This is a genomic window from Paraburkholderia solitsugae (assembly GCF_013177695.1).
GTDB classification, from domain to species: Bacteria; Pseudomonadota; Gammaproteobacteria; order Burkholderiales; family Burkholderiaceae; genus Paraburkholderia; species Paraburkholderia solitsugae.
Genome location: NZ_WOEY01000007.1, coordinates 23509 through 36606, shown reverse-complemented (window position 1 = coordinate 36606; position 13098 = coordinate 23509). Strand labels below are relative to the sequence as shown.

At 62.8% G+C, this 13098-nt stretch carries 10 protein-coding genes; 7 read left to right on the top strand and 3 right to left on the bottom strand.

Annotation, left to right across the window (positions count from 1 at the left end):
- The 3 genes from GNZ12_RS01255 to GNZ12_RS01245 form a co-directional block, all read left to right on the top strand.
- The coding region (locus GNZ12_RS01255; protein WP_172308640.1) for a fimbria/pilus outer membrane usher protein at positions 1 to 834 on the top strand (834 nt) is incomplete at its 5' end.
- Positions 831 to 1964 (top strand): fimbrial protein, encoded by a 1134-nt coding sequence (locus GNZ12_RS01250; protein ID WP_172308639.1) that lies wholly within the window; start codon positions 831 to 833, stop codon positions 1962 to 1964. The genes GNZ12_RS01255 and GNZ12_RS01250, both read left to right, overlap by 4 nt.
- A gap of 323 nt (positions 1965 to 2287) precedes the next feature.
- The gene (locus GNZ12_RS01245) at positions 2288 to 3889 is read left to right on the top strand and encodes a peptide chain release factor 3 (RefSeq protein ID WP_074289095.1); all 1602 of its coding nucleotides are present in this window, start codon (positions 2288 to 2290) and stop codon (positions 3887 to 3889) included.
- Positions 3890 to 4005: 116 nt separating this feature from the next.
- On the opposite strand, the gene GNZ12_RS01240 is transcribed toward GNZ12_RS01245, so the two are convergent.
- On the bottom strand, positions 4006 to 4875 hold the full coding sequence (locus GNZ12_RS01240) for a LysR substrate-binding domain-containing protein (protein WP_172308638.1): 870 nt from the start codon (positions 4873 to 4875) through the stop codon (positions 4006 to 4008).
- Positions 4876 to 5227: 352 nt separating this feature from the next.
- Between GNZ12_RS01240 and GNZ12_RS01235 the strand changes: the two genes are divergently transcribed.
- On the top strand, positions 5228 to 7669 hold the full coding sequence (locus GNZ12_RS01235; RefSeq protein ID WP_172308637.1) for a bifunctional acetate--CoA ligase family protein/GNAT family N-acetyltransferase: 2442 nt from the start codon (positions 5228 to 5230) through the stop codon (positions 7667 to 7669).
- Between the two features lie 124 nt (positions 7670 to 7793).
- Here the strand turns inward: GNZ12_RS01235 and GNZ12_RS01230 are convergent, their stop codons facing one another.
- Positions 7794 to 8339 carry a hypothetical protein gene (locus tag GNZ12_RS01230; RefSeq protein ID WP_097394884.1) on the bottom strand — a complete coding sequence of 182 codons (546 nt, stop codon included), beginning with the start codon at positions 8337 to 8339 and terminating at the stop codon, positions 7794 to 7796.
- Positions 8340 to 8416: 77 nt separating this feature from the next.
- A complete protein-coding gene (locus GNZ12_RS01225) occupies positions 8417 to 9202 on the bottom strand; it encodes an IclR family transcriptional regulator (RefSeq protein ID WP_172308636.1) in 786 nt (261 codons plus the stop codon).
- 272 nt (positions 9203 to 9474) lie between these two features.
- Here GNZ12_RS01225 and GNZ12_RS01220 point away from each other — a divergent pair, with 272 nt between their 5' ends.
- The 3 genes from GNZ12_RS01220 to GNZ12_RS01210 are packed head-to-tail and all read left to right on the top strand — an operon-like array spanning position 9475 to position 13083.
- Positions 9475 to 10524: a sugar ABC transporter substrate-binding protein gene (locus tag GNZ12_RS01220; protein ID WP_235993515.1), complete on the top strand. Its 1050-nt coding sequence runs from the start codon at positions 9475 to 9477 to the stop codon at positions 10522 to 10524.
- A complete protein-coding gene (locus tag GNZ12_RS01215; protein ID WP_172308635.1) occupies positions 10521 to 12041 on the top strand; it encodes a sugar ABC transporter ATP-binding protein in 1521 nt (506 codons plus the stop codon). Before GNZ12_RS01220 ends, GNZ12_RS01215 begins: the two co-directional genes overlap by 4 nt.
- Positions 12031 to 13083, top strand: coding sequence for an ABC transporter permease (locus GNZ12_RS01210; protein WP_172308634.1), 1053 nt, complete (start codon positions 12031 to 12033; stop codon positions 13081 to 13083). Before GNZ12_RS01215 ends, GNZ12_RS01210 begins: the two co-directional genes overlap by 11 nt.
- The last annotated feature ends 15 nt before the right edge of the window (positions 13084 to 13098 follow it).

Here is a 13098-nt window from a genome sequence, read left to right as displayed (position 1 = left end):
AGCTCGGGTGGCAGCAGCAACCTGCAAGCCAACGTGAGTGGCGCGCTGGGCGATAACAACCAGTACTCGTATAACGCGTACGGCTCGTATGGCAGCGGCAACGGCAGCAGTTCCGGGAATGCGGGGGTGAGCGGTAACTATCGTGCGCCGTACGCACAGATGTCGGCGTCCGCGAGCGGCGGCTCGGGTTCAAGCCAGGTATCTGCCGGTATCAGCGGGACGGTTGTCGCGCATCCTGGCGGCGTGACGTTCTCGCAGGCCGTTGGCGATACGTTCGGCATCGTCGAAGCCCCGGGTGCAGCAGGCGCGGCTGTGATCAGTTCGCCCGGCGTCAAGGTGAATAGCCACGGCTATGCCGTGGTGCCCTATCTGACGCCTTACAGCATGAACACGGTCGACATTGATCCGAAGGGCTCATCGACCGACGTCGAATTCCAATCGACCTCCGAGCAGGCTGTTCCGCGTCTGGGTTCGGTGGTGATGCTGAAGTACAAGACGACGAGCGGGCGTGCGGCATTGATTCGTGCGCCGCAACTGGGCGACAAGGCGTTGCCGTTTGGTCTGGATGTGGTTGACGGCTCGGGCCGTACCGTGGGTGTCGTGGCGCAGGACAGCAGGATTTTTGCGCGCGGTCTCGACGACAAGGGCTCGCTGTTTGTGAAGTGGGGCTCGGCGGCGTCTGAACAGTGCCGGATCGACTACGTCTTACCGAAGTCGACTGGCAAGGCGGGGGCAGCATATGCGTCGGTGGAAGGACACTGTGTAAGTGGAAGCGCAGCGAATCTTGACGATCATGGGCCGTTGGCGAGCGCGCCGGTGGAGCAATCGAAATGAATCAGACCATGAATGCCGATATTGAACTAACCAATGCGTCGTGTTTAAGCGTGACGAGCAACTTTTCTGGCGCGTCACCGGCGCTCTCGAGGCACACAATCATGTGGAAAGTATTTGGCATATTTCTATTGGCGCTTGCGCAGTTGACTTTTGGCGCGCCTGAAGCTCACGCGGCTACCGTCAGTTGCTCCTCGCAGTCCGGGCTCAATTTTGCACCGATGCTCGACACGTCGGGTTTCGGGCGAGATGCGGCCATTGGAGGCAACACGCCGAATTATTCAACGCCGGTCACCTTTAATTGCCAGGGCGATCCCAACGCAGACCGCGATATCTTTCTGGATTTTCAGGCGTCGCCCGCTACGCTTGCACCTGGTTACACGGATGTGTTTGCGACAAACGTTTCTGGTGTCGGTGTGCGATATACGATTTCCAACGGTGCGGGTACTTCATGCAAAAGTCTGCCTGTTACCGTTGCAACGGGCACCAGAACGGTCACCTGCCATCAACTCCAGCAAGCGGCGTCGCCCGGCCAAACCTATACGCTGACTGTCTCGGCCCAATTCGTGAAACTTGCAAACAGCATTGTTGGCCAACTTACGACGATCCCGGTTCTGTCGCTTACGAACCGTATCAATAACCAAGGCGGTAGTACGTTATGGGGTAATGTATTTACAGGCTCCGCAAGCGGTGCATTTTCGACGCTGACTTGCTCGGTGACCACTCCGTCCGTCACCGTGCCGGTATCCTCGGCAAACATCAACCGGTTAACCTCGATTGGATCGACGGACGGCACGGGATCGGTCAATATCGGCCTGAACTGCAATGCTGGCGTTAAAGCCTATATGACGCTTACCGACGCCACTACGCCGTCCAACACGAGCAATACCTTGACGTTAGCGTCCGACTCCGTCGCGACGGGCGTTGGCTTTCAGCTTTTGTACAACGATAACCCGGTATCGTTCGGGCCTGATTCAGCAGTGGCGGGCAACCTCAATCAGTTTTCCGTGATGGCCAGCCCGGCCGCAGGCGGTCCTGTGAATATCCCATTTACTGCCCGCTTTATTCGAACCGGGGCGGTCACACCTGGCCTTGCGACCGCTAATGCGACGTTTACGATGTCCTATCAGTAAGGATGTAGGCGGCCCGCTGTCTTCCGGGAGCGCTTCGTGGGGGGCCTCCGCCTAGGCGCCGCATCCGTCCCCCAAACCCCATTTCCATACGTCCGCCCCCATGACGTGTATCATTCGTTCCCTGCGCTGTTCTGTGCCGGCAAGTCCCGTATTTCCAAACACTCGTTCGTAACCTGGTTGGTTGTGACGCGGCGGAGTTGCCATTGTGACGCGGGTCTCCGATCCAACTCCCGCAGCTCACCGCCGCCGCGCCAGACGTGGCAGACCCGAAGCCACAAGCTTCCGGACACCGCCCGAACCTCTATCCGTGACCGCCAGACCCGATGTCAGTCTCCGAACTCAAACGCCGCCGCACGTTCGCGGTCATTTCCCACCCGGACGCGGGCAAAACCACGCTCACTGAAAAGCTGCTGCTGTTCTCGGGCGCGATTCAGATCGCCGGTACCGTGAAGGGCCGCAAGAGCAATCGCTACGCGACCTCGGACTGGATGGAGATCGAAAAGCAGCGCGGCATTTCCGTCGCCAGTTCGGTCATGCAGTTCGAGTACGGCGACGCCGTCATCAACCTGCTCGACACCCCGGGCCACGAGGACTTCTCCGAAGATACCTACCGTGTGCTGACGGCGGTCGATGCCGCCGTGATGGTGATCGACGGCGCCAACGGCGTCGAAGCGCAAACGCTGAAGCTGCTCGAAGTCTGCCGCAGCCGCAAGACGCCGATCGTTACCTTCATCAACAAGCTCGACCGCGAAGTGCGCGAACCGCTCGAACTGCTCGACGAAATCGAGCAACATCTGGGTGTGGCGGCTGTGCCGTTCACCTGGCCGATCGGTATGGGCAAGGAATTCCAGGGCGTCTACGACATCCAGCACGACCAGGTGCGCCTGTTCCGCGCCGGGCAGGATAAGGCGGGCGGTGCGGTCGAAACGCTGCAAGCGCTCAGCGACGAAGAAGGCGAACGCCGCTTCGGCCATAGCTGGGTCAAGGCGAAGGAAGAAATCGACCTGATCACCGGCGCGTCGCCTGATTTCGATCGCGAACAGTTCCTTGCGGGTCAGCAATCGCCGGTGCTGTTCGGCTCGGCGATCAATAACTTCGGCGTGAAGGAAATTCTCGACGCGCTGGTCGATCTGGCGCCGCCGCCGTCGATGCGCATGACCGTGCAACGTCCGGTGATGCCGGACGAGCCGAAGTTCACCGGCGTGGTGTTCAAGGTGCAGGCGAACATGGATCTGGCGCACCGCGACCGCGTGGCGTTCATTCGCGTGTGTTCGGGGCATTTCGAACGCGGCATGGCCGTGAAGGTGACGCGCACGAACAAGACGTTCCGCGCGAATAACGTGGTGACGTTCCTGTCGCAGCGTCGTGAGACGGTTAGCGAGGCGTATCCGGGCGACATCATCGGTATCCCGAATCACGGCACGCTGAGCCTCGGCGACACGCTGACCGAAGGCGAGCTGTTGCAGTTCGTCGGCTTGCCGTTCTTCGCGCCGGAAATTTTCCAGACGGTCGAAGTGGTCGATCCGATGCGCGCCAAGCAACTCGGCGAAGCGCTTAAGCAGCTCGGCGAGGAAGGCGCGATCCAGGTGTTCCGTCCGGAAGTTGGCGGCTTGATCATTCTCGGCGCGGTTGGCCAACTGCAGTTCGAAGTGGTGTCGCACCGCTTGTCGACGGAATACAAGGTCGACGTGCGGATGGCGCCGGCTCGTTATCGGATGTCGCGTTGGGTCACCTGCGACGATGCGGCTGAGTTGCGTCGTTTCACCGATTCGTATGCGGCTCGGATCGCGCTCGATGCATCGGATGCGCCGACGTATCTGGCGTCGCATGTGTCGGAGATCGAAGTCGCGCAGAAGGCGTGGCCGAAGATCGTCTTTAACGAATTGCGCGAGCATTCGGGCGCGCCGTTCAAGAAGGCGATGTAACTTCGTTTTGCCGCGAGCGCTTGGCGCTTGCGTCGTTAGACGAATAAAAAAGCCGCGTCGAAAACGCGGCTTTTTTACGCGCTTTTGCTGCTCGCCGCGCAACGTAGCGCACCGTCTCACTCCATCTTCAAGACCTCTTCCCGCATCCACCCGGCAAACGCTTGCACATACTCAAGCCCCACATGCTGTTGCGGGATGTCGAGCCAGTACCCGAACGGCCCGGTCACTTCGATCTCCGAGAACCGCGTCAAACTCTCGTCCGCCAGTTCCTCGACGATCATGTTCCGATCGACCACCGCCAGCCCCGCACCCTTGCGCGCGGCTCGGATCGCCTGTTCCAATGTAGAAAATTCGATGCCGTTTTCCGCATAGCGTGCGGGCAGGCCCGCTTTCGCCAGCCAGTTCGGCCACAGGTCCAGGCGGGCATCGTTATGCAGCACGTGTAGCGCGGGCATATGCTCGAGCAGCATGTCGAGCGATTCACTGAGGAGACGCGGGGCGCCGACCAGGACGTGGCGCTCGGTCATGAGCAATTCGGAATGCGCACCGGCCAGCGCGTCGCGCCCGAAGCGGATGATGCAGTGGCAGTCTTCCGTGGGAGAGGTGCGAACCGACAGTTCGACATCGGGCAATTCGTCCCCGAGTGAGCCGAGCCGCGGCGAGAACCACTGTGTCGCAAAGGTGGGCGGCACGGCGACGACGAGGCGCCGCCGGCCCTTGGCCGCGTTGATCTGACGGAAGCCACGCTCGATCGTGTCGAACGCTTCGGAGAGGCAGGGCAGGAATTGCAGGCCTGCCTGCGTTAAGCGAATGCCTTTGTGATCGCGTTCGAACAGCTTTGCGCCGAGCGATTCCTCGAGCAGCTTGATTTGCCGGCTCACCGCGCCTTGCGTTACGCATAACGCAGTGGCGGCGCGATTGAAGCTCATATGGCGGGCGGTTTCTTCGAAGAAGCGCAACGCGATCAGCGAGGGCAAGCGCCGCATAAATCACCTTCTGTCTCTTTGTTCCGTGCAGGTCGGCTTGATGTCGGGTTGGGGCTGCCGCGGAGCGAGTGTTCGTGCCGCGTGTTGTTTCCGACGCACTCCGCAAGCCGTCAATCAGCTTGCAATGTCAAAAGGCGAACGTGCCGTTCAGCATCCAACCGATTGTCTCATTTCGGCTCCAAATTTTCCTGAACGAGTAAAAAAATGACAATTTGCGCTGGTGCGGCCCAAGCGGAAAGGCGGATACCACGCGGCCTTATTCAACGGCGCCGCGCAAGCCCTCGACTTCGCCTATCCTGACGAAGACGCGCGCCTCGCTGCCGACGCGCTTTCCCCACTCCGCGGAGCGCCCGTGACCGTTCGCAATCTCGATGCCTTGTTCCGACCCAAATCCGTCGCCGTGATCGGCGCTTCCGAGCGGCCAGGCAGCACGGGAGCGATGGTGTGGGCGCGCGTGCTCGAAGGCGGCTTCGAGGGCCCCGTCTGGCCGGTCAATCCGAAATATCAAACGCTCGCCGGCCACGCGGTGATCGGCGATGCCGGCGATCTGCCGCAAGCCCCTAGCGTGGCGGTGATCTGCACGCCGCCCGATACCTGGCCCGGCATCATCCATAAACTCGGCGGCCTGGGCACGCGCGCGGCGATCATCGTCGGCGAGATGCGGTGCGATGACGATCGCCTGCAACTCCGGCATGCGCTTTCGGCGGCGCGGCCGCATTTGCTGCGCATCGTCGGGCCGGGCAGTCTCGGCGTGGTGTCGCCGGCGCTGCATGCGCATTTCGGCGCACCGTCGTGCACGGTGAAGGCGGGTGGCGTGGCTTGGGTGTCGCAGTCGAATGCTCTGACCAACGCGGTGCTCGGGTGGGCGCATGCGCGCGGCCTTGGCTTTTCGCACGCCGTGGCGCTGGGTGGCGAAGCCGACGTGGATGCCGGCGACGTGCTCGACTATCTGGCGAGCGATCCCGGCACGCGCGCGATCCTGCTGGAGCTGGATACGGTGCGCGCGGCGCGCAAGTTCATGTCGGCGGCTCGCGCGGCGGCGCGCAACAAGCCGGTGCTGGCGTTACGCTCGGGCCGCGCCGATCCGGCCGACGCGCTGTACACCGCTGCGTTTCGTCGTGCGGGCATGGTGCGTGTCGACTCGCTCGACGATCTGCTCGACGAAATCGAAACGCTCGGTGTGGGCCGCGTCGCGGCGGGCGCAACGGCGACGCTGATCACCAGCGACAGCGGCCTCGCGACGCTCGCCTTCGACGCCTTCGCCGCCGCAGGCGACACGCTTGCGCCGTGGCCCGCCGAAGCGGATGCGGCGCTAAGCGAAGCGCTACCGCACGCGGTGGCCGGCAACCCGCTTAGGCTCGGCGACGATGCCCGTCCCGAGCATTTCGGCACCGCGCTCAAGCTGCTCGCCGAGCATCGCAGCACGGGTACGGCGTTCGTCGTGCACGCGTCGACACATGGTGCGCCGGTCGGCGAGGTCGCGCAGGCACTGATCGCGAATCAGCGCTTCGCGTATCGCGGGCTGCTGGCGTGCTTTTTCGGCGGCGTGGATGCGGCGACGCGCGACGCGCTGCATGCGCAAGGTATCCCGGTTCATACGACGCCCCAGCGGCTTGCGCGCGCCTTCGCGCGTCTGGTCGACTACCGAATGGGCCGCGAGTTGCTGATGCAAACTCCGGAAGATTTGCCGGCTCAAATTCCCGAAGCGATCGACACCGCCCAGGCGCAGGCGCGCGCCACGCTCGCCGCAGGTGAGCACCAACTAACCGGTGAAGCGGCCGCAAGGTTTCTCGAGCGTTTTGGACTGCGTGTTGAAACGCAAGGGGGTGATCTGGCGAAAGGATCACCGCTGGAGGCAACGCAAGCGCCGACCCCAACAGATTGCGCGGAACCGGCCGCCGCGCGGCCGCGTAAGCCGGTCGTTGACATCGCCGTCGAGCTTCACGACGACGACAACTTCGGCCCGGTCTTCCGCTTCACTGCGCCGTCGGCGGATGGGGTGTCGGACCCGCTGTGCGTCTACGGCCTGCCGCCGTTCAATCCGATGCTGGCGCGCGACATGGTCACGCACTCGCGCTACGCGCGGCTGATCGATCCCGAGCCGGCATTAACCGCTTTGACGGCGCTCTCGCAGGCGGTCTGCGACGTCAAGGAGATCGTCGGTCTAACGCTGACGCTGCGGGTGTTCAAGGACCATGTGGTGGTGGTCGAGCCGACCCTGAGCCTCGCGCCGAAGCGCAGCCGGCTCGCCATCGTGCCCTATCCGCGCCGCTTTGAAGAGACGCTCGACTGGCAGGGCATACGGGTGACGATCCGGCCGATCCGTCCGGAAGACGAAGCCGCGCATCACGATTTCGTCGAAGCGATGACGCCGGAAGATTTACGGCTGCGTTTCTTCGGCGCGGTCGGCAGCTTCGATCACTCGCAGCTCGCGCGCATGACGCAAATCGACTACGACCGCGAAATGGCGTTGATCGCGACGGTGACGAGCGAAGACGGTTTTACGCGTACGCTCGGCGTCGTGCGCGCAGTGGCCGATCCGGACAACGAGACAGCAGAGTTCGCCGCCGCGGTGCGCTCCGACCAGAAAGGCCGGCGCCTTGGGCAATTGCTGATGGACCGCATTATCAAGTACGCGCGGGCGCGCGGCACCCATTGGCTGGTCGGCGAGGCGTTGCGGGAGAATGCGCCGATGATCGCGCTGGCCAAATCCTGTGGCTTCACCATCACGCCGACTGAAGATCCGGGCGTGGTTGGTTTCAGGATGGCACTGGACGAACCCGCGCAGGGGTAAACGGTGGATTGGCGCTTGCTGCCACGTTCAGCCCTCGTGGGTACGAGCCGCAGCCGAATGCAAGGCCATCCGCTGCGACGATGGTCCGCGGCGATTCGCGGACCTCGATGCTAAGACCTGAGCCTCAAGCCGGCAGCTTCGCCGCGGCTTCGTCGACCTGCGTGCGGGTCACGGACAACTCTTCCAGCAATGCTTCAGCGTAGACAGCGCCAGTCTCGCGCTCCAGACGAGCGATCGTCGCCGCGCAACGGTTCGCGTCCTTCAGCGTCGCGATAAACGACTTCACCGATTCACCTGCCTTGAAGGCGTCGAACAGCGGCACGCGGATGTCGTCCGGCAGCGGACGCGCTGTCCATTGATACGGCTTGCCGTTGAACGTGAACTGCGGCGGCAGCACGCGCTCTTTCTTCGCGGCCGGAATCAGGCCGAACGTGCGCGCGGCGTCGCCGATCTGCTCGGCCGAAAACAGCTCGTCCGGGCTGATGTCGAATTGCTGAATGAAGGTCTCGATGCTGTGCATCGCCGCAGCGCGGTCGTCGCGGCGCTTTTGCGCATGAGCGACGATGTCGCGCAGTTCGTCGGCTTCTTCAGGCGTGATCGTGAAGCTCGACTGCTTCTGCTGGAGTTCGGAAAAACGCAGGAATTCGGAATCGGTCAGAAGTTTCGCCATTGCTTGATCGTTGAGCGCGCATGAGGGGACCCATGCGGCGTGATTTTTGAGAGGGTCGCCATTCTAAACCATGTGCGCTAGACGGCCTCTTCCCGAAACATCGACAGCGCCTGCACCGTCTCGCGCAGCAACGCCGTCGCCGCCTCCAACGTCGGCGCGACGTATTCGTCGATGCGCCGCAAGTACGGGCAGGTCAGCACCGCAATGGCCTGGCCGGACGGTCCCTGGATCGGCACCGTGACGTCGGTCACGCCGAACGTCTGCTGACTGTCCTTCTGCGAAAAACCCGCCGCACGAATCCGCTCGCAGGCCTGTTCCAACGCGTCACGATCGATCGTGACTTCGCCCTTCACCTTGGTGTGCTCGGCCAGCATCCGTTCGCGCTGCTCGAAGCTTTGGAACGCCAGCATCACGCGGCCCGAACCCGTATCGATCAGGCCCACCCGTGAACCGAGCCGCACCGACATGCCCCACGTGCCCGGTCCATCCACCTGCGCGATCACCAGCAAATTGCCGCGGTCGTACACCACCAGATGACAGGATTGCTCGGCCGTATCGGCAAAGCGCTGCATCAGCGGCAGCGCCTCGGCGATCAACCGGTTCATCGGCGGATGACGATGCCCGAGCGCATAGAGCTTCAGACTCAGCGAATAACGGTCGCCCGCCGCTGAGCGCACGACGTACTGCCGCGCGACCAGCCGCTCGAGCATCCGGTACATCTCGCTCGCGTTGCGTCCCAGCAGCTTGGTGATTTCGGCGCGCGTCAGCCCTTCCTTCTGCTCGGCGAGCAGTTCGAGGATGTCGAGGCCCTTGTCCAGCGCGGGGGCGCGGTAACGGTCGTCGTCTTTGTCGTCTGCGTCCATCGTGGGCGAGGTTCCGAGTGTTGTTCTCATTATCTGGCGCATGAGTGTAAGTGCGGGGTGAATCTCGTGCGAGATGGTGCGGTCCAGGGGAAACACCGACGCATGCTGCAGTGCACATTCCTTGACTTCGTAAAGTTCGTATATGAATAATACGTTCATTGGTGAATTGCCGCACGCCAATACACGAACACGATAAGAAAGCGCAGGACGAAGTGCCCGTCATCCAGCATGGCCGGATCACACAGTTCAACAACGCATATCAGGAGACAACCATGTCGTTCGCAAAAGGGCCGCACGCGGCTCGCCGTCTGTTCCAGAGTTCGCTATTTGCCGTTGCCGCAGCAGCTTGCGTCGCCGGCCTCGCCGTCAGTGGTGCGGCACATGCCGCTGATGCCGGCAAGGTCGGCCTCGGTCTGCCGCTCCTCACGTCGCCGTTCTGGCAGTCGTACAACAACTATCTGCCCAAGTACGCGAAGGACATGGGCATCGATATCCTTGCGCCGGTCAATTCGAACGGCGATCCGGCCCAGCAGATCACCGACATGAACAACCTGCTGAACCTCGGTGCGAAGGGCATCGTGGTCGGTCCGCTGGATTCGGCGGCGATCAGTCGCGCGCTCGATGCAGCGGCGGCGAAGAACGTGCCGGTGGTCGCTGTCGACGTCGCGCCGACGCAAGGCAAGGTCGCGATGGTGGTGCGCGCCGACAACCACGCCTATGGTGAGAAGGCGTGCAAGTACATCGGCGAGCATGTGAAATCGGGCAAAGTCGTGCAGATCATGGGCGACCTGGCCTCGGTGAACGGGCGCGACCGGTCCGAAGCGTTCCGCTCGTGTTTGAAGGGCTTTCCGGGTTTGTCACTGCTGGAAATTCCGGCAGCCTGGAAGGGCGATGTCGCGGCCACCGCGCTCGACAGTCTGCTCACCGCGAATCCTGACGTGAAGGCCATCTACATGCAGGCGGGCGGCGTCTATCTGTCGCCGACGCTGCAGACCCTGCGCCGCAAGCAGATGCTGTTTCCCGCCGGCGATCCAAAGCACGTCGTGATCGTCAGTAACGACGGCATTCCTCAGGAGTTCGACGCAATCCGTCGCGGCGATATCGACGCGACCATTTCGCAGCCGGCCGATTCCTACGCAAAATACGGTCTTTTCTATATCAAGGCTGCGTTGGCTGGGCAAACCTTCAAGCCGGGCCCGACGGATCACGGCAGCAACATCATCCAGTTGGCGCCGGGCATTCTCGAAGATCAATTGCCCGCACCGCTCGTCACGAAGGCGAATGTCGACGACAAGGCCTTGTGGGGCAATACCGTTAAATGAGCGAACCGACGCCCTCCGTGCCGGTCGTCGAAGCGTTTGAGGTCACCAAACGCTTCGGCTCCACGGCCGCGCTGAAAGACGTCAGCATCCGCGTGATGCCCGGCGAGTCGCATGCGCTCGTCGGGCGCAACGGTGCGGGTAAATCGACGCTGGTGTCGATCCTCACCGGCCTGCGCAAGCCCGATACCGGCGAGGTACGTTTCAGCGGCACGGCCGCGCCGTCGATCGCGGATCGCGATGGGTGGCGCGAGCGCGTCGCCTGCGTTTATCAGCATTCGACGATCATCCGCGATTTGAGCGTCGCGGAGAATCTGTTCATCAACCGGCAACCGTCGCGCGGCGGCGTGATCGATTGGCGCGCCATGCGTCGCGACGCGCGTGCGTTGCTCGATCACTGGAAGATCGACGTGCGTGAAGACGCGCGCGCTGGAGATCTGTCCGTGGAAGCGCGGCAACTCGTGGAGATCGCGCGGGCGCTGTCGTATGGGGCGCGTTTCATCATCCTCGACGAACCCACTGCGCAGCTCGATGGTGACGAGATCAAGCGCCTGTTCCGCCGCATCAGCGAGTTGCAGCGCGAAGGGGTGACGTTCCTGTTCATCTCGCATCATCTGCAAGAGGTCTATGAAATCTGCCAGGCCGTGACGGTGCTGCGCGATGCGCGGCATATCGTCAGCGCGCCGGTTTCCGCATTGCCGCGCGAGCAACTGATCGAAGCGATGACCGGCGAACGCGGCGGCCTTGCCGTCGCCGATGCTGCGGCGCGCGCTGCGTTGCCTGCGGACACAGCTATTGCGCTGGAAGTCAAAGATCTGGCTGGCGCCGATTATGAAGGCGTGTCGTTCACGGTGAAGCGTGGCGAAGTCGTGGGGCTGACTGGCGCAACGAGTAGTGGTCGCACGAGCGTGGCCGAAGCGATTGCCGGATTGCGCGCGGCTAAACGCGGCTCGGTCAGCGTGGACGGCGCAACGTTGCCACCCGATGACGTACACGCTGCGTTGGCGCACGGCATCGGCTGCGTGCCGAAGGATCGCCATCACGAAGGGCTGGTGCTGGCGCAATCGGTTGCCGAAAACGCCTCGATGACGATTACGCGTGTGCTCGGCAAATTCGGCATCGCGCCACCGGCGAAGAAAAACGCCTTCGGTCAGAAGATGATCGACGCGCTTGGCATCGTCGCGCAAGGCCCCGAGCATGTCGTGTCAGGTCTATCGGGCGGCAATCAGCAGAAGGTGGTGATGGCGCGCGCGCTAGCCACCGACCCCAACGTGCTCGTGCTGATCGACCCCACTGCAGGCGTCGACGTGAAATCGAAAGAAGCGTTGCTGTCAGTTGTGGATCGTGTGCGCGAAGACGGTAAAGCCGTGCTGGTCGTGTCAAGCGAACTCGACGATTTGCGCACCTGTGACCGCGTGCTGGTCATGTTCCGTGGCCGTGTCGCGGCCGAATTTCCCGCGGGTTGGCAGGACCACGACCTGATCGCATCCGTTGAAGGAGTCAGTCTCCATGAAGAATAGTGTGCCCAGCCCGGCATTCGGCACCGCGCAAGGCCCGGTGCAGCAGGCCGCCGTGGCCGCGACGCGTGGCAAACGTGCTCGCATCGAAATTGCGCGGCTGCGCGACCTGGCGTTGCTGCCCGCGCTGGCGTTGTTGCTCGTGATCGGCGCGTTTGTCAGCCCGAGCTTTCTGACGAAGGCGAATCTGATCAGTGTGTTGGGTGCGTCGGCGGCATTGGCGCTTGTGGTGCTCGCTGAATCGCTGATTGTGTTGACCGGCAAGTTCGATTTGTCTTTGGAATCTACGGTGGGCATCGCGCCGGCTGTCGGTGCGATGCTGGTGATGCCGGCGGCGTCCGCGGGCTTCGGCATGCAGTGGCCGGCGGCTGCGGGCTTGCTGAGCATCCTCGTGGTGGGTGCGGTGATTGGCTTCGTCAACGGCTTCCTTGTGGTCCGTTTGCGGCTGAACGCATTCATCGTCACGCTGGCGATGCTGATCGTGTTGCGCGGCATGCTGGTCGGCGCGACCAAAGGTGGCACGCTGTTCGATATGCCGCCGTCGTTCTTCTCGCTCGCCACCACCATTGTGTTCGGCTTGCCGTTGTCCGTGTGGCTCGCGGCGGCCGCATTCGCGATTGCTGCGTTCGTGCTGCGCTATCACCGATTGGGCCGCGCGTTGTACGCGATTGGCGGCAATCCGGAAGCGGCGCGCGCGGCGGGGATTCGCGTGGAGCGCATTACGTGGGGCGTATTCGTGCTCGGCAGCATGCTGGCCTCGGTGGGCGGGTTGATCGTGACCGGTTATGTCGGCGCGATCAACGCAAACCAGGGCAACGGCATGATTTTCACGGTGTTCGCGGCGGCAGTGATCGGCGGCATTTCGCTCGATGGCGGCAAGGGCACGATGCTCGGCGCGCTCACCGGCGTGCTGCTGCTCGGCGTCGTGCAGAACCTGCTGACGCTTGCCCAGGTGCCGTCGTTCTGGATTCAGGCGATCTACGGCGCGATCATCCTTGGCTCGCTGATGGTGGCACGGCTCGCCAGCGGCGAAGGCCAGAACTAATGCGCACGCATCATG

Coding starts and splice junctions, on each gene's coding strand:
- GNZ12_RS01250 (WP_172308639.1), top strand. CDS start 831: ATGAATCAGACCATGAATGCCGATATTGAACTAACCAATGCGTCGTGT.
- GNZ12_RS01245 (WP_074289095.1), top strand. CDS start 2,288: ATGTCAGTCTCCGAACTCAAACGCCGCCGCACGTTCGCGGTCATTTCC.
- GNZ12_RS01240 (WP_172308638.1), bottom strand. CDS start 4,875: ATGCGGCGCTTGCCCTCGCTGATCGCGTTGCGCTTCTTCGAAGAAACC.
- GNZ12_RS01230 (WP_097394884.1), bottom strand. CDS start 8,339: ATGGCGAAACTTCTGACCGATTCCGAATTCCTGCGTTTTTCCGAACTC.
- GNZ12_RS01225 (WP_172308636.1), bottom strand. CDS start 9,202: ATGGACGCAGACGACAAAGACGACGACCGTTACCGCGCCCCCGCGCTG.
- GNZ12_RS01220 (WP_235993515.1), top strand. CDS start 9,475: ATGTCGTTCGCAAAAGGGCCGCACGCGGCTCGCCGTCTGTTCCAGAGT.
- GNZ12_RS01215 (WP_172308635.1), top strand. CDS start 10,521: ATGAGCGAACCGACGCCCTCCGTGCCGGTCGTCGAAGCGTTTGAGGTC.
- GNZ12_RS01210 (WP_172308634.1), top strand. CDS start 12,031: ATGAAGAATAGTGTGCCCAGCCCGGCATTCGGCACCGCGCAAGGCCCG.